This window comes from Stenotrophomonas sp. STEN147 (assembly GCF_056757995.1).
Map to the genome: position 1 here is coordinate 36,148 of NZ_JBRRCG010000007.1, position 20,804 is coordinate 56,951.

At 62.0% G+C, this 20,804-nt stretch carries 19 protein-coding genes, 1 tRNA gene and 1 pseudogene; 14 read left to right on the top strand and 7 right to left on the bottom strand.

All coding sequences use genetic code 11. The features are described 5' to 3' along the window. The first annotated feature begins 3 nt into the window (after nucleotides 1-3). From ACVOKU_RS09215 to ACVOKU_RS09225, 3 genes and pseudogenes are all read left to right on the top strand, one after another. Nucleotides 4-1,128, top strand: coding sequence for a YkvI family membrane protein (locus ACVOKU_RS09215; RefSeq protein WP_164151299.1), 1,125 nt, complete (start codon nucleotides 4-6; stop codon nucleotides 1,126-1,128). Between the two features lie 13 nt (nucleotides 1,129-1,141). Next, nucleotides 1,142-2,737, top strand: a complete 1,596-nt coding sequence (locus tag ACVOKU_RS09220; protein WP_481559723.1) for a serine hydrolase — start codon at nucleotides 1,142-1,144, stop codon at nucleotides 2,735-2,737. Nucleotides 2,738-3,533: 796 nt separating this feature from the next. Then, a pseudogene (locus ACVOKU_RS09225) lies at nucleotides 3,534-3,701 on the top strand (arsenical resistance protein ArsH); the annotation flags it as partial. 34 nt (nucleotides 3,702-3,735) lie between these two features. Here the strand turns inward: ACVOKU_RS09225 and ACVOKU_RS09230 are convergent. Next, a complete protein-coding gene (locus ACVOKU_RS09230; protein WP_481559724.1) occupies nucleotides 3,736-4,260 on the bottom strand; it encodes a DUF6622 family protein in 525 nt (174 codons plus the stop codon). A 244-nt stretch (nucleotides 4,261-4,504) separates the two neighbouring features. Beyond that, a complete protein-coding gene (locus ACVOKU_RS09235; RefSeq protein WP_231108643.1) occupies nucleotides 4,505-5,386 on the bottom strand; it encodes a LysR substrate-binding domain-containing protein in 882 nt (293 codons plus the stop codon). 161 nt (nucleotides 5,387-5,547) lie between these two features. On the opposite strand from ACVOKU_RS09235, the gene ACVOKU_RS09240 reads away from it, so the two are divergent. Then, nucleotides 5,548-5,946, top strand: coding sequence for a RidA family protein (locus ACVOKU_RS09240; RefSeq protein ID WP_481559725.1), 399 nt, complete (start codon nucleotides 5,548-5,550; stop codon nucleotides 5,944-5,946). Next, entirely contained in the window at nucleotides 5,943-7,094 is a 1,152-nt protein-coding gene (locus ACVOKU_RS09245; protein WP_285317590.1) for an NADH:flavin oxidoreductase, read from the top strand. Before ACVOKU_RS09240 ends, ACVOKU_RS09245 begins: the two co-directional genes overlap by 4 nt. A 13-nt stretch (nucleotides 7,095-7,107) precedes the next feature. Here the strand turns inward: ACVOKU_RS09245 and gcvA are convergent, their stop codons facing one another. After that, the gene (gene gcvA / locus ACVOKU_RS09250) at nucleotides 7,108-8,283 is read right to left on the bottom strand and encodes a transcriptional regulator GcvA (protein WP_481559726.1); all 1,176 of its coding nucleotides are present in this window, start codon (nucleotides 8,281-8,283) and stop codon (nucleotides 7,108-7,110) included. Here gcvA and ACVOKU_RS09255 point away from each other — a divergent pair. Further along, entirely contained in the window at nucleotides 8,185-8,973 is a 789-nt protein-coding gene (locus ACVOKU_RS09255; protein WP_481559727.1) for an MBL fold metallo-hydrolase, read from the top strand. The two genes, gcvA and ACVOKU_RS09255, sit on opposite strands and share 99 nt — an antisense overlap. Further along, on the top strand, nucleotides 8,970-9,830 hold the full coding sequence (locus ACVOKU_RS09260; RefSeq protein ID WP_065174150.1) for an MBL fold metallo-hydrolase: 861 nt from the start codon (nucleotides 8,970-8,972) through the stop codon (nucleotides 9,828-9,830). Before ACVOKU_RS09255 ends, ACVOKU_RS09260 begins: the two co-directional genes overlap by 4 nt. Nucleotides 9,831-10,074: 244 nt before the next feature. Here the strand turns inward: ACVOKU_RS09260 and ACVOKU_RS09265 are convergent, their stop codons facing one another. Then, a complete protein-coding gene (locus tag ACVOKU_RS09265) occupies nucleotides 10,075-11,007 on the bottom strand; it encodes a LysR family transcriptional regulator (protein ID WP_481559728.1) in 933 nt (310 codons plus the stop codon). A 93-nt stretch (nucleotides 11,008-11,100) separates the two neighbouring features. Between ACVOKU_RS09265 and wrbA the strand changes: the two genes are divergently transcribed. From wrbA to ACVOKU_RS09300, 7 genes are all read left to right on the top strand, one after another. Next, a complete protein-coding gene (gene wrbA, locus ACVOKU_RS09270) occupies nucleotides 11,101-11,733 on the top strand; it encodes an NAD(P)H:quinone oxidoreductase (protein ID WP_309338282.1) in 633 nt (210 codons plus the stop codon). Further along, the gene (locus tag ACVOKU_RS09275; protein WP_081279686.1) at nucleotides 11,730-12,950 is read left to right on the top strand and encodes an MFS transporter; all 1,221 of its coding nucleotides are present in this window, start codon (nucleotides 11,730-11,732) and stop codon (nucleotides 12,948-12,950) included. Before wrbA ends, ACVOKU_RS09275 begins: the two co-directional genes overlap by 4 nt. Beyond that, on the top strand, nucleotides 12,947-13,876 hold the full coding sequence (locus ACVOKU_RS09280; protein ID WP_481559729.1) for a SphA family protein: 930 nt from the start codon (nucleotides 12,947-12,949) through the stop codon (nucleotides 13,874-13,876). Before ACVOKU_RS09275 ends, ACVOKU_RS09280 begins: the two co-directional genes overlap by 4 nt. A 159-nt stretch (nucleotides 13,877-14,035) precedes the next feature. Further along, the gene (locus ACVOKU_RS09285) at nucleotides 14,036-14,464 is read left to right on the top strand and encodes a RidA family protein (RefSeq protein WP_481559730.1); all 429 of its coding nucleotides are present in this window, start codon (nucleotides 14,036-14,038) and stop codon (nucleotides 14,462-14,464) included. Between the two features lie 281 nt (nucleotides 14,465-14,745). Further along, complete coding sequence (locus ACVOKU_RS09290; protein WP_081279689.1) at nucleotides 14,746-15,177, top strand: nuclear transport factor 2 family protein; 432 nt, start codon at nucleotides 14,746-14,748, stop codon at nucleotides 15,175-15,177. 99 nt (nucleotides 15,178-15,276) lie between these two features. Then, entirely contained in the window at nucleotides 15,277-16,401 is a 1,125-nt protein-coding gene (locus ACVOKU_RS09295; protein ID WP_481559731.1) for an alpha/beta fold hydrolase, read from the top strand. 405 nt (nucleotides 16,402-16,806) lie between these two features. Further along, nucleotides 16,807-17,112, top strand: a complete 306-nt coding sequence (locus ACVOKU_RS09300) for a hypothetical protein (protein WP_481559797.1) — start codon at nucleotides 16,807-16,809, stop codon at nucleotides 17,110-17,112. Between the two features lie 834 nt (nucleotides 17,113-17,946). Here the strand turns inward: ACVOKU_RS09300 and ACVOKU_RS09305 are convergent. The 3 genes from ACVOKU_RS09305 to rpoD form a co-directional block, all read right to left on the bottom strand. Next, nucleotides 17,947-18,022: transfer RNA gene (locus tag ACVOKU_RS09305), tRNA-Ile, on the bottom strand. Between the two features lie 65 nt (nucleotides 18,023-18,087). Beyond that, nucleotides 18,088-18,831 (bottom strand): HipA domain-containing protein, encoded by a 744-nt coding sequence (locus ACVOKU_RS09310; protein ID WP_481559732.1) that lies wholly within the window; start codon nucleotides 18,829-18,831, stop codon nucleotides 18,088-18,090. Nucleotides 18,832-18,945: 114 nt separating this feature from the next. Further along, nucleotides 18,946-20,799, bottom strand: a complete 1,854-nt coding sequence (rpoD, locus tag ACVOKU_RS09315; RefSeq protein ID WP_481559733.1) for an RNA polymerase sigma factor RpoD — start codon at nucleotides 20,797-20,799, stop codon at nucleotides 18,946-18,948. Between the last annotated feature and the right edge of the window lie 5 nt (nucleotides 20,800-20,804).

The window sequence follows — 20,804 nt, forward strand, 5'->3', positions numbered from 1 at the left end:
CCGATGACCAACGCCGCGACGCGATTCCAACGTTGGATACTTCCCGGTCTTGCCTTCAAGGCCGCGGTGATCGGCGGCGGATACGCGACGGGCCGCGAGTTGGCGGAATACTTCATTCCCAGCGGCCCCCAGGGCGGCATGCTGGCGATCCTGGTAGCGATGGCCTGCTGGAGCCTCGTCTGCGCACTGACCTTCGCGCTGGCGCACGCCACCCGCAGTTTCGACTACCGCAGCTTCTTTGAAATGCTGCTGGGGCCGTTCGCTTTCCTGTTCGAGCTGGCGTACGGCATCTTCATGGTGCTCATCCTGGCGGTGTTCGGAGCAGCGGCAGGGGAAATCTTTTCGGCGTTGCTGGGTTGGCCGACACTGGCCGGCACGCTGCTGCTGATGGTGACCATCGGATTCTTCGTCACCTTCGGCAACGATACCGTGGAGGCCCTGTTCAAATGGGTCTCCGTACTGCTGTATGGCACCTATGCCGCCTTCCTGGTGCTGGTGCTGGCCCGCTTCGGCGATGCGGCGTTCACCACGCTGTCGGTGCCGCAACCGACCACCGGCTGGCTCCAGGGCGGCTTGACCTACGCGGGTTACAACATCGTCGGCGCGGTGATCATACTGCCGCTGGCCAGGCACTTCCTCAGCCGTCGTGATGCCGTGGTGGCCGGCGTGCTGTCCGGCCCGCTGGCGATGCTCCCGGGGCTGTTCTTCTTTCTGTGCATGCTGGCGTGGTATCCCCGGATCGGAACCGTCGCGCTGCCTTCGGACTTCATCCTGCGCCAGTTGAACCTGCCGGTATTCCATGTGCTGTTCCAGCTGATGATCTTCAGCGCTCTGCTGGAAAGCGGAACGGCCGTCGTGCATGCCTGCAACGAACGCATCGCCCGTACGTTCGCAGGAGGTGATGGCGCGGGACTGGGCAAGCCCGCACGGTCGATGATCGCCGGCGTGCTGCTGGTCGGCTCCATTTTCATCGCTGATCGCGTGGGCCTCGTAGCGCTGATCGCGCAGGGCTACCGGGGACTGGCCTATATGTTCCTGTGCCTCTACATCCTGCCGCTGCTGACCGTTGGCAGCTGGCGCCTGTTGCAACGTGCTGCACGCCGCACGGCGCCTACCGCCCATTCCTGATCGGAGATCGCGCATGACCCGCACGTCCAGAACATGGAAGACAATGATCTCCTGCGCGCTTTTCTGCGTGGCGGCACTGGCCAACGCACAGTCCTCGCTGCCGGCGGACTTTGATGCCCGTGTTCTGCAGGCGATGAAATCCCGCGAGGTACCGGGCATGGCGATCTCCATCGTCAAGGACGGGCAGATCGTGCAGGCCCGGGGATATGGCGTACGCCGCCTGGGAGGCAGCGAGCCGGTCGATGGCGATACGATCTTTCCCACCGGCTCGACCGGCAAGGCCGTTACCGCCGCCGCGCTGGCGATTCTGGTGGATGAGGGCAAGCTGGGATGGGACGACAAGGTGATCGACCACCTGCCGGACTTCCGCATGTACGACCCGTGGGTCACCCGCGAAATGACCGTGGCGGACCTGCTGCTGCACCGCAGTGGCCTGGGACTGGGCGCAGGCGACCTCCTGTTCATTCCGCGCACGTCCCGCACGCGCATGGAGATCGTGAGAGCACTGCGCCATCTCAAGCCCGCCACCAGTTTCCGCAGTGGGTATGCGTACGACAACATCCTGTACATCGTGGCCGGTGAACTGATAAGCCAGGTCAGCGGGCAGTCCTGGGAAACCTTCGTGGCCAACCGGATCTTCAAGCCGTTGGGCATGACAACCGCCGTCAGCGACGAGGCCAACCGGTTCGCCACTGCCAATCGGGTACAACCGCATGCACGCCTGGACGCGCGGCTGCGCGGCCTGGGAAAACAGCAGATGCTGCCTGAGTGGGAAGGTCTGGGCCAGGTGGGCGCTCCCGCCGGCGGCCTGTCGTGGAGCGCAAAGGATTTTGCCCGCTGGATGCAGGTGCAGTTGGGTCAGGGCGCGCTGCCCGATGGTGGCACGCGCCTGTACAGCGAGGCCTCCGCACGCGCGATGTGGACACCGCAGGTGCCGACCCCCATCAGCCCCTATCCGGCTCCGATCAGCGACATCACCCCGCAGTTTTCCGGCTACAGCTACGGGTGGTACGTGCAGGACTATCGCGGTGTGAAGGTGATACAGCACGGCGGCGCGGTGTTCGGTGTGATCACGTTCGTCGTGCTGGTACCCGACCGGAAACTCGGTATCGCCCTGCAGATGAACGCCGAGGACGTGGACGTGCTCCGTGGCCTCGGTTACGAGCTGATGGATCATTATCTGGGCTTTGAGCGGCGCGATTGGGTGGGCGCTTTTTCGAGCTGGTACCAGGATCGCCTGACCGGCGGATTGAAGGCACTCAAAGACATGGCGCCGATCGCACGCACCGCTTCGCGTCCATCGCTGCCGGCACGCGGCTACGTGGGTCGCTACGCGGATGCGTGGTATGGCGAAGCGACCGTCGCCGAACAGGGGGGAACGCTCCGCATGGATTTCACCCGCACCCCCAACATGGTGGGTACGCTGCGGCATTGGCAGTACGACACGTTCCGCGTCGACTGGGATGACACGGCGCTCGAACCCGCGTTCGTGACCTTTGCGTTGAACGCGGAAGGACACGTGGCGAACATCACGATGAAAGCGGCGTCACCGCTTGCGGACTTCAGTTACGACTACCAGGACCTCAGGTTCGAGCCGGCCGGGAGATAGGTTTCCTGGCCGCTCCAGGGGCGGGGGCGGTTGCTGCCCTGCGCTCTCACCGGGTCCTTCACGTTGATCCAGGCCACGGCCGGCAACTGGCTGAACTGACTACTACACTGTTGAAGCCCTCTCGCTATTGCGTCACAGTTCGTCACTTCCTATGGAGCTGCCGCATGCACGGAACGACTCAACACCTCAGGATCGCAGCAGCCGGAATCACCCTTATGCTGCTGGCAGCCTGCACCTCTGTTGGCGACATGCGCAGTACCGGACCTGTAGCCACTTTTTCGTCCAATCAGGATCCCTTAGCCGCTGCCACTTGTGTCCGTGACGCATGGGGAGAGGTGAGCATTGGAGGATCACGATGGCAGTATGTGCTTGAGCCCCGTTCCGATGGCTACTGCGTGTCGAACTCCAATGGCGGCGTCCCGGCGGAGTTTGTTGAGGTCGCCCCTCGAACTGGAGGGGGAAGCGATATCAAGTTCTACAGCAAATTCCTGAAGCGCCGACAGGCTCGATACATCGAGGCCGTCACCCAATGTGGTGTCCGCTCACAGTAATCCCAGTTCTTGGTTCTCGCGAAGGTCACACCCTTTGCCGGGATGTGCCACGCGCTGATTCAACTTGCATGTGCTTCGGCCTCCAGCTTGGTCTCGGCCGAAGTTCTGCGTGGCTACAGCGCTGCCTTGATTCGCGCCAGTTCCTCGGCCCCGGCCTCGCCGAGATTCAGCCCAGCTACGCTGGGCGCGGACGCAGTCCGCCTCAGTGATCCTGTATAGCTGCGAAGGCCGGGAGGTCACTCGGATACTACGACGGGGTGGTGGATTTCATGGAGGAACTGGTGAAGTTCACCCTGCTGACGCGGGGCCGGGCGGACTACCTGGTGGATCGCTACAGCGAACGCAAGAGCGATGCTGCAGCGGCAGTGCTGGCGCAGGCCGCAGGGGCGACGACCGCAGCCGGCACCGGGTGACGGCGCTGCGCGACGCCTCCCGGGTGCACCAGCCTCAGCTTGCAGCCCCCATCCGGCTGTGCTCCTCAAGGCGTGCTGCCGACAGATACCGGCAGTAGCGGCCGATGAAGATGCCGGTGAATCCACCGGACAGCAGCAGGTAGGCAGCGCTGAAACCTGCGTTCGCGCTCAGCGCGGGCGACACTGCGAGCGCGGTTTCGAAGCCATACTTCACCAGGAACGTGATCAGCAGCAGCGGCAGCAGGCTGTAGTCCGCGCTGCGCCGCAGCCGTCCCGTCGCACTGTTCGTGGCCACACGCGCCCGGCGCAGCAACAGCCAACCCAGGCCCGTTCCTGCGCCGATGCCGACCAGCCACTCGCCCCAGGACGACCACGATGCGCCGTAGCGGTGGCTGATGGACCACACCCCCCATGCCGTGAACACCGCCGGCACGATCGCCAGCGCGGGCAACGAGGTTTCGCCGGGCTTCATGGCGGCGATGCCCCGGCTGATGAGAAACACCATCAGCACCCAGACCCAGATCGGAGTATGCGAAAGGAGTTGCTGGAACAGGTTCATGACACGTCCCCTTGTGAGTACCGGCGAAGTGGCGCCGGGCGGTGACACGTACTATTCGCGCCGGAGCCTTCCCGAACCAGTGACAGGTGTCAGTCTTATGGAGGTACATGACGGGCACGGTGGCGCGTGGCACAGGAAGCAGCTTCATCAACTGGCCTGAGTTGAGAACCGACAAGCGCCGGCCGCCAGTACATCGCCCGATGCGGCTACGTTGGCTCCTGCCGCAGGTCTGGAAAAAGCAGCACTACGCGCCTGGATGAATCGCCTTGTCGGCGTGCCGGCGAAGCCAATCCATCACCGCCGCTACTGCGGCGCCAGGGCTATCCTGCTCTCGCGTTACCAGGTGGTAGGTGTAACCGGGAATCGTAGGCCCGAATGGCTGTATTAGTCGTCCGGCGGTCAGTTCATCGGCTACCAGTGCCTGGCTCAGCAGCGCGACGCCCTGTCCGGCCACCGCCGCCTGGATCGCATGGCTCTCATCGGAATAGCGCAGCCCCGCCTGCATGGGGGGCTGCGCGATACCGGCTTCTGCATGCCACTTCGTCCAGGTAGGGTTATCCGGGGAGGCTTTCTGCCAGTCGAAGTGAATCAGCGGATACGCGGACATGTCCTTGCTCGCGCGCAGCTGGAGTATCGGATTGATCGCCGGGACATACACGTCTGCGAAAAGCACATCGCTCCGGTACCCCGGATATGGTCCCCTCCCGTAGCGGATGGCAATGTCGAATGCATGGCTGGCCAGATCCACCACCGCATCCGACGCATGCAGCTGCAGATCTATGTCCGGATGATCGGCGCGGAAGCTCGCTACGCGGGGCACCAGCCACTTCGCTACAAACGCATTGGTGGCTGAAATGGTGACTCTTTCGCGATCGTTGGGCGACATCAGCCGCCGGATGGCGACGTCGAACATGTCGAAGCCCTGTTGGAGCACCGGATACAACTGCAGACCGGCCGGAGTGAGCGACACCTGTCTCACCTGACGATCAAACAGTCGCACGCCGAGATGATCTTCGAGTACCCGGATCCGGTGGCTTACGGCAGTAGGCGTGACCGAAAGCTCAGCCGCTGCCTGCTTGAAACTCGAATGGCGCGCCGCTGCCTCGAAGGCACGCAGGGTGGACATGGGGGGGAGGCGACGGGGAGGAGATGTCATGGATGAAAATCTATCACCTGTTGAATGAGGAATGATCGTTTGTGGTACGGATACAGGCGGATCAGCATGAGTGGCACCAGGACATTGATGAATCCACATCATCATTAACTGCCACCACCGAGGAACTGACCATGCGCGAACACATCACCACCGAGCCGGACCATTACGCTCCCTATCTGCTTTCCCAGGGCATCCGCTTCGGCGAGCTGCTCTTCATCTCTGGCCAGGCTGCCGGAGGACAGGATGGGAAGATCATCCCGGGCGACTTTCTCACCCAAGGCCGCCAAGCCTTCGCCAACCTGTCCCGTGCACTGGAGGCCGGAGGCTCAAGCCTGCATGACGTCATCAAGGTCACCATTTTCGTCACTGATATGGGGCACTTCCAGCACGTAGTGCAACTGCGGCGGGAATTCTTCAAGGCACCGTATCCGGCAGACACCATTGCTGAGATCAAGGCCCTGTATGACCCCAATGCGATGATCGAGATCGAGGCGATTGCCGCGGTCACGAAGGGAAAAGCCGCGCCATGAGCACCGTCGACCGTGTTTCGCCCTATGCGCCTGCCGCACAAGCGTTGCTAGCCACCCACGCTTTTGGTCCGCTCTCGCTGCGCAATCGCTTGGCCGTGGCGCCGATGACTCGGGTAACCGCTACCCCGGATGGCTTGCCGACCGGGAGGATGGCGAGCTACTACGATGGTTTTGCCAGAGGTGGATTCGGCCTTCTCATCAGTGAGGGTCTCTACACCGACAACGCTTTCGCGCAGGGCTATCTCAACCAGCCTGGCCTGGCGGAGGACAATCAGGCAAGAGCATGGGCGCCGATCACGGCTGCCGTGCAGGCAAACGGCGCCCGCATCGTCGCCCAGCTGATGCATGCCGGCGCGCTGCGCCAGGGCAATCGCTTCCGTGCATACGCCGTTGCACCCTCGGCCATACAGCCAAAGGGTCGACAGATGGCGTTCTACTACGGCCAAGGCACCTATGAACTGCCACGGCAGATGACTGAAGAGCAAATCGAGGATGCCATCGCGGGTTTCGCAGCCAGCGCGCGACGCGCGGTGGCGATCGCCGGATTCGATGCCGTCGAGATCCACGGCGCCAATGGCTACCTGCTCGATCAGTTCCTGACCGCTGGCACCAACCAGCGTTCCGACAGGTGGGGGGGTGGTATGGGCGAGCGCATGAGATTGCTGGTGGCGGTAGTACGGCGCGTCAAGCAAGCGGTGGCCGGTCAAGTACCGGTGGGCATTCGAATCTCACAGGGCAAGGTCAACGACTTCCATGCGAAGTGGAGCGGTGGCGAGCGCGACGCTGAAGTCGTGTTCGCAGCCCTCGCCGATGCAGGCGTGGACTACCTGCACATCACCGAGTTCCAAGCATGGCAACCCGCGTTCGAGTACGGCAGCACCACACTCGCCGAACTCGCCAAGCGCTACGCACCAGCGGTGCCGTTGATTGTCAACGGCGGCCTCCATGACCTCGACCGAGCAAACGCTATGCTTGATACGGGGGCAGACCTCATCGCCATGGGGCGTGGCGCGCTGGCCAACCCGGACATGCCCCGATTGCTTCAGCGAGGCATACCGCTGCGGGAGTTCGACAGCACCATTCTTGGTCCGATCGCCGACATAAAGCAGGCGGAGCTGAGACTGAGAGCCCACCCTGCCGGCGTGTAACCATGCCGCTTGCTCAACGCCTCGATGCCCCGGCTTCCTCATGAAGCCACGCGCAGAATGCATCTACGGTGGCGTCACCCTTTCGCCCGGCCTGCCGAACAAGCCAGAACCGATAAGCATTCTCCGCTATCGGCTCAAGCGGCCGGACGAGCCGCCCCTGGCGGAGATCCTCTTCGACCAGGGGTGCAATGCCCATTGCGACGCCGTGTCCGGCAATGGCCGCCTCCTGGGCAAGATAGATGCTGGCGAACACGGGGCCGCGAAGGGCATCGACGCCGTGGGCACCGGCGATCTTCAACCAGTGGGCCCAAGAGGGAACGCCCGGTCGGCCCCGTGCACTTTCGTCGTGGAGCAGTGTGTAATGCCGAAGATCTTCAGGGCGGGCAAGCGGAGGTGAATCGTTTGAAAGCAGGGAAGGTGCACATACAGGGAAGGCCTGCGCATCCATCAAGGCCTCGCAGCTGACGGCCTTGTAGCCACCGGCTCCGTAACGAATTCCAACGTCGAAACCCTCTTTCGCGAAGTCAACGTGCTCGTCGCTGGTGATGACGTGCACCCGAACATCGGGCCGGACGCGATGGAACCGATGCAACCGCGGTGCGAGCCACTTCGCGGCCAGGGATTCCATCGTTGTAACCCGCAGATCTGCTGATATGCCTGGCATCGCGCGATCAAGGGCGACATTCAGTTGCCCGAGCAGGTCGCCCACGGTGTCGGCCAACGCCTGCCCCTCCTGCGTGAGCACCACCTTGCGGTGGTTCCTCTGGAAGAGCGCTGTGCCCAGATAGGCCTCAAGGTGCTTGACCTGATGACTGACGGCCGCTGGCGTCACGAACAGTTCCTGTGCCGCTGCGCTGAAACTGAGGTGCCGGGCGGCGGCCTCGAAGGTTCGCAGGGCGTTGAGAGGGGCGGCGTGGCGTCGTTTCACGAGCATCCCGGGACTGTGGGTCCAGTGATCGTATCGCATTAGATTTTGTAATGAGAAGTCAAGAACAACTCGTTTGTCCCAGCATCCACGATTGCTCACGATGCGGATCTCCCAAGAAGGGTCTCCGTCGTGCGAATCGAAGAACTGTGTGCTGACGTATTGATGTTCGTTGGCGATGCCTACGAATCGGTGTGTACCGCTTTCATTGATGGCGATCAAGTACTTCTCATCGATGCGCTTGGCAGCGAAGAAGATGCGCATTGGATGCGCAGCGTGCTCTGCGATCAGATGGGGCTGACCGTACGCCTGGCCGCCACCACCCATTACATGAGTGACCACATGGCGGGGCTTACGCAGTTTCCGGAGGCATTGGTCATGGCGCACCGACATCACCGCCATACATTCCTCTCGCAGAACAGACCGGTTGCTGCGTTCTACCGAACGCCGGACATTGTCTTCGACAACATGGCCATCCACTGGGGGCGGCACCAGCTTCGGTTCCTGTTCAACCCCGGCAAGACGATGGACCACTTCAGCATTGATGTGCCGACGGCGGATCTCGCTTTTGCAGGAGACAATATTGTTGGGAACACGGTGTATCTGTCGAAAGCCGATCCGATCCTTCAGGCTTCGGCCATCGGTCGCATCCGCCAGTTTGGAAGAAGCAGGGTTGTGGGGGGGCACATTGGTGTTTTCGATGCGTCCGTGCTCGACAATGCATTGCACTATCTGGAAAGGATCCGGGAACACGTGGTCGGCATTCGCGCGGCATCGCCCGTGGCAGAAGTGTCCCAGCGGATCGCCTCGATCAGGATCGAGGACTGCGTGGAACTGCAGGTGGAACCCACGGCTTTCGAGCGGGAATGGCACGGGAACAACCTGGACGCCATTGTTTCGCAATCCATCTTCGCATTGGACGCATCGCTCGCTTCCACGAGGGTTGCCGCATGAGCGGGTTCGATACCGTGTCGCCGAGCGATGAAGGTCGCAGGGCTTTTCTGCTTGGCTTGGCAAGCGCATCGGCTGCCGTGCTGCTTCCTGCCTCGCTCCTGGCCTCTCCTCAAGCGACATTACGCGTCCAACGCCTGGCGTGGGCAGGCATACGTGTGCAACTCCCGGATGCGACCCTTTTCGTCGATCCGCTGACGAACCCGGACGCCTGGGGCGCCGCACTCCCCGACAAGCTGGTATCCGTGGACGACGCAGTAGGCGACACGAGCGTCCTGATCACCCACTCCCACTCCGATCACTACGATATCGGCGCGGCGGCATCCGCACTACGTCGAGGGGGCGTGTTGGCGCATCCGATCGGTATTCCACCCCTGTCGCTTCCACAGGGCTCACGCGCGCGTCCCAGCCCCCTCTGGGAGCCCCAGCTTCTGGGCGACTTCACCGCAACCCCCGTTCCGGCAGCGGACGGTTATGGTGATGCCCAGGTCTCGTGGATCGTCGCGGCTGGGGGACGGCGCATCTTCCATGGTGGCGACACGCTCTGGCATGGGCACTGGTGGCGCATCGGTCGCCAGTTCGGGCCCTTCGACGCGGCGTTTCTGCCTGTCAATGGAGCGCGTTTCGGATGGCGCAAGCCCGCGAGCGACCAGCCAGGTGTACTGACCCCCGAACAGGCCGTCGCGGCCGCGGACATCCTCGGGGCCAAGGTTCTTGTGCCGATCCACTATGGGGTGACCGGCATGAAAGAGTACGTGGAGATTCCCGACCCGATCGGCGAACTGCACCGCGCGGCGGGCAAGCGATCAATCCACGTCAATGCGTTGGCACCCGGAGACTGGCTGGACTGGCCGGCCTGAGCCGGTCCTGTGCCGACGGATCATGCCTGGCGTGTCATCCACCGCCTCATCCCTGTAGACGTTGGCCCGCTGCAACAGAGAAACTCCGCCATGTTCCCGGACATCAGCCGCATCAGGGAGGCGGCGGAGACCGGAGCGTGGCGGAACGCGTCGATGAAGATCGCATGGGGCGAAGAAGGCGGGCCTGGCGAAGCGCGGGCCCTGCTATCGGGCCCGTGTGCCGAGGTAAGCGCCGCGGACCCTCTCAGGAAACACGTTGGGCGTCCGCACCGGCCAGGTAGGAGAGCAGTCCCGAGCGGAGCACGCGTGCGGCAGGCCCCAGCGTCTGATCGCTGCGATGCGCGAGATAGGCTTCCAGGTCCACGCGCCCCTGTCGTCCCAGTGCTGAAACGTGCAGGCGCTTGAGCCTGCCCCGCGCCACATCGTCCTCAACCACCCACAAGGGAAGTCTTCCCCAGCCCAGCCCTTCACAGATCATGGCGTGCTTGACGTCCTGCCCTGCGACGCGCCATGTCCCGGGCGACAGGACTCCGAAGTCCCTCCGTCCGGTCTGTGCCGTCGTATCTTCCAGCACGATCTGCAGGTGTTCCATCAGTTCGGCCGGATCCAGCGGTTCTGACCGATCAGGATGCATCGCCAAGGGATGATGCGCGGCGGCCACGACGACGAAGGGCACCGGCGACAGCGCTTCCAACTGGATCTGCGGCTCACGGAACTCTTCGCCCACCGTGATAGCCAGTGTGCAGCGGCCATCGCGTAACGCGACGAGCGGCTCACCCAAAGGCGCCGTACGCAGATTGACCGCCACGGACGGATAGGTGCTCTGCAGGCCCCGCAGCGCATGCGCCACGGCCTTCAGGGGAAACAGCGTGTCCACCACCAGCGAAACGCCGAGCTCGACGCCTTCCCCCATGCCGCGTGCACGGGCACGCATGGCATCGGCCCTGAGCAGAATCGCTTTTGCATCGGTCAGCAGTGCGCGCCCCTGCGGCGTCATCTCCGGACGCCGGGCGGAGCGGTCGAAGAGCACAACACCCAGCTGAGCCTCCAGTGTCGCGATGGCGTGGCTCACGGCCGACTGCACCCGCCGGATGCGCTTGGCCGCAGCGCGGAAGCTTCCCGTCTCGGCGACGGCGACCAATACGCGCAGCTGATCGAGCGTCAGTCCATCCAGCATGATCTATTCCATCGATCGTAACGGGCAAAAGATTAGCACTTCCCGAGATCACTCATCGCTGCCAACGTGGCCGTACCCCACGGAGACGTCGTTATGACCAAGATTCTGGTGCTCTACTACTCGGCCTATGGCCATGTCGAAACCATGGCGAAGGCCGTGGCGGACGGTGCCCGCGATTCGGGGGCAGAGGTTGCGATCAAGCGGGTTCCTGAACTCGTTCCGGAGAGCGTGGCCGGTAGGTCCGGCTACAAGATGGATCAGGATGCACCGATTGCGACCATCGCCGAACTGCCTGAGTACGACGCGATCATCATCGGCACGCCGACGCGCTACGGCAACATGGCCGCACAGATGAAGAACTTCCTCGACCAGACCGGTGGCCTCTGGTTCAGGGATGCGCTGGTGGGCAAGGTGGGCAGCGCGTTCACGTCAACCGGCAGCCAGCACGGTGGGCAGGAGACCACGCTCCAGTCCATGCACACGGTGTTGCTGCACCTGGGCATGGTGATCGTAGGCCTGCCCTACTCTTTCAAGGGCCAGCTGCTTATGGGCGAAGTCACCGGTGGAACACCCTACGGGGCGTCCACGCTGGCCAGCGGGGAAGATGATGATGATCGTCAACCGTCCGTGAACGAACTCGACGGCGCCAGGTTCCAGGGGCGCCATGTCGCACGGATCGCAGAAGCGCTCAAGCACGGCGCCACGCATGCAGCTACGGCGCCATGAGCCGTAGCGACTCTTCAAAACGTGCTGCGCCTCCACCGGTTGCCGATGACAACCTCGCACTGGTCCTGGTGATCTGTGCGGGCATCCTCTCTGCCTTCCAGGTAGGTAAGGCGCCGGTGGCCCTGCAGTCCTTGCAGAGCGAACTGGGCGCTGACCTGGGAGCGGTGTCGTGGGTATTGTCGGCATTCGCCGTCGTGGGTGCTGTGACGAGTCTTCTGATCGGCGCCGTCTCGGATCGCATCCAAGCCCGCCAAGCCGTCACCGCCGGACTGCTGTTGCAGGCAGCGGGGTCGGCTTTGGGCGCACTCGCGGCAGGCCTGCCCTGGCTGCTGGCCACGCGTGCATTGGAGGGTCTGGGGTTCCTCGCCGTGACTGTGGCCGCACCCACCATGGTGGTGTCATCGACGACGCCCCCTTCGAGACAACGCGCATTCGCGGCGTGGGCGACGTTCATGCCAGTCGGGATGGCAATCATCATGTTGGCAGCGCCGCTGCTGGGCGAGCTCGGCTGGCGTGGACTGTGGTGGATCAATGCAGCGGTGCTCACAGGCTACGCCATGCTCTTTGCCGTCGGCACCTGTCGACCGCCGGTTGGAACAGCATCCCAGACGCGACACAACGTACTGCGTCGATCCTTGCTCGACACACTGCGTTCGCCTGCCAGTTGGTTCCTCGCAGCTCAGTTCTGTGCGTATGCAGCAACGTTCTTCGCCTTGTTCGGCTTTCTGCCCGACATCCTGCGAGAGCGCCTCGGTGTGGGGGACGCGACGGCTGGAGCACTCAGCGCGTGTGCTGTCGCCGCCGGTGCGGTCGGTTGCGTCGCCTGTGGTGTGCTGCTGCAACGCGGCTTCCGTGCATCACGCCTGCTGGTGACGGGCTTCTCCACAATCGCCTTCTGCACCGCAGGCATCCTGCTCATACCGCTCCCAGGAGAGCTGGTCTACGCGCTCTGCGTGCTCTTCTCGTTCACGGGTGCCTTCATCCCCGTCGTGATCTTCGACGCAGCCCCACGCCTGTCCCCAAGGTGCTCACTACTCGGCTCGGTGATTGGCCTGGCGACCCAGGGCAACAATCTTGGCATCGTCATCGGTCCCGCCCTGGCAGGTGCCATTGCCGGTGCCGTCGGCTGGCAGTGGGTAGTACCGCCTGTAGCCGCCATCGCGCTGGCGGCCGCTGTCAGCGCCTATGCATACCGTCATAGACTGGAAGCTGCATGATGAGCAAAGTATCGCGCGGTTCTGCAGCACTGTGGTTGATTGCTGCCAGTCTGGTGTCGGCAGGGCAGGCGCGATGCGAAGCTGTCCTCCCTCCTGTCAACCTGGGCGACAGTACGTTCCAGGACGGTATCGCTGGGCCTGGAGTGATGCTTCAGCAGACACTCTCGGCTTATCGCGCGGGGACGTCACGCGATGGAAACGGAGACCCTCTCCAGCAAGCTCCCAAGGTCACTTCAGTGGCTCTGCTGACGCAGGTCAGCTATCTGTCGGAGCATCGCGTGCTGGGAGCGCACTGGGGCGGTGAGGTCATCGTTCCCTTCGCACATGTCCGGTTGCAGCCTGCCACGGGCGAAGCCATCCACGGAACCGGAGCGGGCGACATCTTCGTCAGTCCGTTCATCCTTCAATGGCCTGCGGCCTCGCTGGCGGGACGTCCGTTCTGGCAGCGGTTGAATCTCAACGTGACCCTGCCCACGGCCCGACACGGCCGAGCAGGACGCATGGACCTTGGCAGCGGTGCAGTGCAGTTGAATCCGCATTACGCATTCACCTGGGAGGCATCACCTCGGTGGGAGGTAAGTGCCCGTGTCCACTATCTCTGGGTAGATGGTCATCGTGATCCTGCTGTCGGAAGCGGAAGGTCGAGCGAGCAACCCGGGCAGGCGGTACACCTGAATACTGCAGTCTCCAGGTCGCTGAACAACAGCCTTCGCATCGGCGGCTCGCTGTACGTGCTCATGCAGATCAGCGATGACCGCATCGATGGTGCCAGCCGGCCAGGTCGCGAGCGGGTGCTGGGCATCGGCCCATCGCTCAGCTGGAAGCACGGCCGCGCTTCGCTCCATGTGGCTGCCTATATCGAAGGCGAGGCAAAGCTGCGCTCTGAGGGGAGCCGGCTCAGCCTCCGATACGCAGTCAACCTTTGATGCTGCTTCGAGGAATCGGGCATGTCACACCACGGTCCACTGGATCGTCGATATAGAGACCAGGAAGGTCTGGAGCCGTTGTCTGGTGCGATATTCAGAAAGCGACTCCTCGACAAGTGCAAACGCGCCAATCCCTACTCGATTCCGGAGAAGTAAGCAGTGACCCCATACGCCCGAAATTCTGCGCTACCCACCTTCCTCAACCCCGAAGGCCTCTACGATCCGGCTCCCAATGGCTATTCGCACGTGGCTCTCCCGGCGAGCAGCGCGTGGCTGGTATTCATCGCCGGCCAAGGAGGCGAGGACGCACAAGGTAGGCTTTCCGACGACTTCCGGATGCAAGTCAGTCAGGCGCTGCAGAACCTGCAGACTGCCCTGCGCGCGGTCCACTGCGAGCTCTCCCATGTAGTGAAGCAGACGGTTCTGATCGTCGATCACAGCCAGGCACGGCTGGAAATACTTGGTGACGAGTTAGCAGCCGTCTACGGGCCGGGCCCGAAGCCTGCGTGCACCCTGATTCCCGTGTCACGTCTGGCGCTGGACGGTATGCTGTTCGAGGTGGAGGCCATTGCATCGGTTCCCGCCTGACGGGAACGAAGATCAAGCGATGGTTTTACTGAGCGAATTCCTGTTCTTTGGCGGCGCTGCACTCCTGGCGATGGTGACGCCGGAGCCGAACATGGTCTGCCTGGTTTCGCGCGCGATACGCCGGGTGGCATATGCGGGAGCGATGTTACTACTTGGCGCGGTTGCAGGGTTGACGAAGACGGATCCGTTCTGGCGATTGACTTGCCGGCTGAGCGCAGGCCAGGCCAATAGGGAGAGGATGCGAAACCGATTACTGAATTTAGGTAGCGCGGAAGAACCTCATGATCAAGCAGCAAGTGTTTCTCACCGAAGTACCTTATGGAGTCACCATGGATGCCGAGATCCGGAAATGCGAAGAAGATCTACGCGTGGCGATGCTAGCAGGCGATGTGGATGCACTTGATCGCTTGATCGATGAGGACCTGATCTTTGTGGGTCCGGCGGGAGAGGTACTTGGCAAGGAGGACGACCTGGCACTGCATAGATCGGGTCGGCAAAGGCTGGACGTCATCGACCATGTGGCAGTACGGAGCGTCACGCGTGAACAGTCTGCGGTCGTGTTGGTGACGGCTGATCTTTCAGGATCATTGGATGGGGCCGCCTTCCGCGGTCGATTCAGATACTGTCGCTTCTGGACGAAGTCTGCGAGCGGATGGAAAGTGTCCGGAGGATCCGTGATCGATCTTTCGACGCATATCATCAGGCGGCAGTAGGTGTTCGGCGCCCCTCGTCCTCTGCGTGCCGCGCTACTGATTGAGTATCCGTCCAAACGCCGTGAGATCTGCATGTTGCGTTGTTCCTTGTGGCCTTTGATGTTGCTGATCCTGTTCCTGTGCGCATCCACACCCATTCAAGCGGCTACGGAGGGACCGCCCTGGGACCGCACTCAAGCCGTGAAGATTATTGCAGGCTTGAGAAAAATCGTGACTCCAGACGGAGTCGAGCGGTTGCAATCGCTCGACATCAACGGGGTGGAGCAGTGGGTATCGATAAGGAGTCGGAATCCCACCAATCCGGTGCTCTTGGTGGTCCACGGAGGGCCGGGCTGGGTTGCCATGCCCACATCCTGGTACTTCGCGCAAGGATGGGATGAGTATTTCACTGTGGTCCAGTGGGACCAGCGTGGCGCAGGAAAGTCCTACGACATCAATGCCCTCGATACGTTGAGCATCGAGCAGATGCGCCGGGATCTGGACGCCGTGGTTGGCTGGATAAGGTCGGAAACCCGGCAGGACAGGATATTCCTGCTTGGTCATAGCTGGGGAAGTTTGCTGGGCCTGGACATGGCTCGACGGCATCCGGAATGGCTGTACGCCTACGTAGGCGCAGGCCAGGTGGTGGACATGCGTGAGAGCGAGCGACGTGGCTGGGCATGGGCCATGCAGAAGGCGCGAGAGCGGGGTAACAGTGACGCTGTGGCCGAACTGCAATCCATTGCACCCTACGCGGAGGGTAGTGCCGCAGTGTCGATCACCGACCTCTATGTGCAGCGCAAGTGGGTCAATTTCTTCGGCGGCGCCGCCTACAATCGTCCCGATGCTGGCTTTGAAGCGGCGGCAATGGCGCTTTCACCTGAGTACACAGACGACAACCTGAGGGACGTCTGGAAAGCACAGGCCACCTCGGTTGAGCGACTGATGCCCGAAATCATGGACATATCCGTGTCATCACTGACAGACCTTCGCGTTCCGGTAATCCTGCTGCTGGGTAGACATGATGTCAACGTATCGGCACAAGTGGCGGCCGAGTGGTTTGACCGGATCCAGGCGCCGGCAAAGAAGTTGGTCTGGTTTGAGCACTCGGCCCACGAAATGCTGGTGGAGGAGCCCGGAAAGGTGTTCCTGACATTGGTCAATGAAGTACGGCCTTTGGCTATCGGGGTTGACGAGAAAACGCCGGCAGCCAGGTGCCCTTCTGTTGAACAGGCGGGCGATTGATTGGCCACTTCCGGAATCGCGGGCTTCCTTGTTTGGTCGCCCATGGACGGAAAGTGCACCGGGTTCCCGGCCAGTAGCCGATGCCCGCGTCTTGCCGCGGATTCATATGAACGAGACAACACGGATGGCTGCACAGGTAGAAGGAGTGTTGCGGACGCCCAAGGTGTTTGACCATGGGGATGACTCGATGTGACAGATTGGTTGGCAGCCCAAACAACTACGGCGGGATGCGCACGGCTGCCCATCTTCGTCTGAGTCTTACACCATAGTTGATGCAGTAGACGAACTCATAGTTCGCGAGAATCGGGGCGTTCCACGCACCAACTATGGTGTCCATGTACACCATAGCCTGCTCACTGTTATACATTACGCTTTACAATCAATGGCTTGTGGAAACTCTTGCACATGCTTCTTAGGGGACAGAGACTGCGCGGGGAGTGGTACAGCGGTACTGAAGCGTTCTTCTCGGTACTAGATGCAGTCCTACGCCGCGTCAATGCGGGCGGCTTCAGCTATGAAGAATTGCTGGAGACGCCGGATACAGTCGGGCCGGAGTTTGAAATCATGCTGCATCGTCATGAATTCTGCTTCTACGAACTGGCCCTTCCACTTGTTCGAGGCGCCAATCCTATGGATTCGGCGAGAGCCTTGCCTCCAGAACGAATTGCATCGGTGCTGTCCGGTGTCCATTTCCAGTCCACGCACGGTTGATCGATAAGCGTTGTCTGCTTTCGGCCAGAAGCAGACATGTTGCTCAGAGAAAGCGCAACTCGCACAAAGCGTCTACACGCCCGGATGCCTGTACGCGCGACTGATCTCTACTAAGCAGCATGAAACTCTTGCTCAGCTGCCGTCAGAACGCTGAAAGGGTCCGTCTGAAGTACTTCGATAGGAGTGGATGCATCCAGAAGTGCATGACGAGTCGTAAACCACTCGAATTCGCCCCATCCTGTGGACCGGCCCTGTGCGTCCAAGAACAGACCACTTTCGCGAAGAACTCCTATGATCCTCGCAAGAAATGGGAGCGGTTGACCATCTTGCCCAAGTTGCCATTCTGGGTAGCGCCAGCTACCACCATCGATTTCCCACTAGACAGCCAGGACGGTCCCCGCTTTTCGCAGCTGATTCATCTTCTGGGCCACGTCTCGACCATCGAACGCGAAGCGCTTGGCCACTTCGACCGAGGTCAGCCAATGGCATGCAAGCCTGGCTCTTCGCTCAGCGGAGGCCGCCTCCGCTGAGCACGAAGGACCTTTTTTTTCAGTCAGCTTAGAACCTTCATGCCCAATTTGGAGATCACCAGAGTTCGTCCGCTGGATCATAGCGCCATTGACGACCGGTGGGGCGACGACATAAGCCCGGGTCTAGAATGAGCGTTTCAGGCAATTGACGAATTCACGTCAGCATAAGTTGACCATCCCGGCCAACTTTTGCCTCCCGGGATGACCGTGCCTCATCGCGTTTGGCTGTACTTGGAAATGCCAGCAACTCAAGGCCAACTTATGCCTATGCCCACACTGACCTGGATGTCCTCAGACGTCAAGTTGGTGGGCCCACCAGGATTCGAACCTGGAACCAAAGGATTATGAGTCCTCTGCTCTAACCGTTGAGCTATAGGCCCGTGCAACGTGAAAGTGTAGTTGAGTCAGGCCTTCTCTCGCCACCGACCGGCCGCAGAAGCGTGCCTCAGCCGAAACGATTGCCCATGGCCCGGACCCGAGCTGCATTCTGTTCGACCACTTCCAGCAGCACCTTGGAGCGCAGCAGGCCAGACGCTGCAACCCGCTCCCAGAAATCTACCGCGAGCGGAGCCGCCCATTGCAGGTGATCCAGCTGGCCTGCGCGCCGTGGTGCGACCGGGGGAAGCGGCGTTGTCGCCCGCAGAACGCCCGTTCGCGAGGGGGCCAGGGACATCGGCAGCATGTCGTAGGCAGGGGCAAGCGGCAATGCCCCGTGATCCAGCAGATGGAAGCCGACGTTGCCCTGATGCATGTTTGTATTGCCGATCAATTGCCCAAAGGCGTGCAGCCGCGACAGGGCGGTTGTGGTCTCCTGATGGATCCACCGCTGCGCTCGCCACTGCTCACCCGCCTGCCCCCAATCCATGGTTACGTCACCCACATACGCGGAGGACAGGGCCAACAGCGACACGAATCCACGCCGTCCCAGGGTGCCCGGCGAGCGATCAAACCGCTTCACCTCCAGGAAAGAGTGGCTGTCGGTCTGGATGAGCGACGATTCTGCTGCAGATACACCCGCCTCGCGCAGAACCTCAAGCGCCAGATGCTCGCAGACCAACAGGTCTGCCCACCGCTCGGCAGCCTCCCCCGCGCCCGGCAGGGCGAACTTCACCAGCGCGGCATAGCGGCCGCCATCGTGCTCGACCGTCGCGGTGAACTTGGGCTGTTCGCCGCCGGGCGAGGAACCCACATCTTCGCCTTCCAGCGCAGCAGTTGCCCATTCGGGATAGCTACGAACTAATTTACGAAAAAAGAAAACCCCGCCGAAGCGGGGTTTTCCAGTTCACCTACACAGTCGCTGGAATCAATCGATATCCAGGAAGCTGCGCAGCTGTTCCGAGCGGCTCGGGTGACGCAGCTTGCGCAGCGCCTTTGCTTCGATCTGGCGGATGCGCTCGCGGGTCACGTCGAACTGCTTGCCGACCTCTTCCAGCGTGTGGTCGGTGTTCATGTCGATGCCGAAGCGCATGCGCAGCACCTTGGCTTCCCTCGGGGTGAGGCCGGCCAGCACGTCACGCACGGTTTCAGACAGATTGATGTTGGTGGTGTTCTCGATCGGGGACTCCACATTGGTGTCCTCGATGAAGTCGCCCAGATGGGAATCCTCGTCGTCGCCGATCGGGGTTTCCATCGAGATCGGCTCCTTGGCGATCTTCATCACCTTGCGGATCTTGTCTTCCGGCATGTCCATTTCCTTGGCCAGCTCCTCCGGCGTGGCCTCGCGGCCGTACTGCTGGAGCATCTGGCGGGAAATGCGGTTCAACTTGTTGATCGTCTCGATCATGTGCACCGGAATACGGATGGTGCGCGCCTGGTCGGCGATCGAGCGGGTGATGGCCTGGCGGATCCACCAGGTCGCATACGTGGAGAACTTGTAGCCGCGGCGGTACTCGAACTTGTCCACGGCCTTCATCAGGCCGATGTTGCCTTCCTGGATCAGGTCGAGGAACTGCAGGCCGCGGTTGGTGTACTTCTTGGCGATCGAGATCACCAGGCGTAGGTTGGCCTCGACCATCTCCTTCTTGGCCTTGCGCGCCTTGGCTTCACCGTAGGCCATGGCACGGCTGATTTCCTTCAGCTCTTCCAGGTCCAGCTGGGTCAGCTTCTCGATGTCGATCGTGGCCTGCTGTTCGGCAATGATCTGGTCCTTCACCTCACGCAGCGCCGACGACCACTTCTGCTTGCGCTTCAGTGCGTCTTCCACCCACTCCAGGTTGGTCTGGTTGCCTTCCCAGGAGCGGATGAAATCCTTGCGCGGCATGCGCGCGGTGACGGTGGCCAGGTTCAGCACGCGGCGCTCATGGCTCTTGATCTCGGCCATGGTGTCGCGCAGCTGCTTGGTCAGCACGTCGGTCAGCGGCAGCGGCAGCTTCAGGGTGACGAACACGGCCGACATCTCTTCGCGCAGGCGCGGCAGGTTCTTCTTGTCGCCCTTGCCGGCGGCCTTCTTGAAGGCATTGAAGGCATCGCTCAGCGCCTGCATGCGCGCGGCGACTTCCTCCGGGTCCGGACCGGTCGGTGCGGCTTCCTCATCGGCGCCGTCGACATCATCGTCCTCGTCCTCGTCGCCTTCGGCGTCGGCATCGTCGCTGTCATCGGCGGCGGCCGCCGGCGGAGCCGGCTCTTCGTCGGTCAGGTCGTTGAAGCCGACGATCACTTCGGCCAGGCGCTTCTTGCCTTCCTTGTGGGCTTCGTAATCGGACAGCAGCGATTCGACCGACACCGGGAACTGGCCCAGTGCGGCCTGCACCTGGCCCAGGCCTTCTTCGATGCGCTTGGCGATGGCGATCTCGCCTTCGCGGGTCAGCAGCTCGACAGTACCCATTTCGCGCATGTACATGCGCACCGGGTCGGTGGTACGGCCACCTTCGGTGTCGAGCGCGCTCAGCGCGGCAGCGGCTTCTTCGGCCGCGGTGTCGTCGACTTCGCGGTTGCCGGTGTTGCCGTCGTTGAGGAGGAGAGTCTCCACATCCGGCGCAACTTCATGGACATCAATGCCCATGCCGTTGATCATGCCGATGATGTCTTCGATCTGTTCCGGGTCGACCATGTCGTCCGGCAGATGGTCATTGACTTCGGCGTAGGTCAGGTAGCCCTGTTCCAGGCCCTTGCTGATCAGTTGCTTGATTTCGGATTGGGCAGGACGTTCGTTGGCCATGTAGT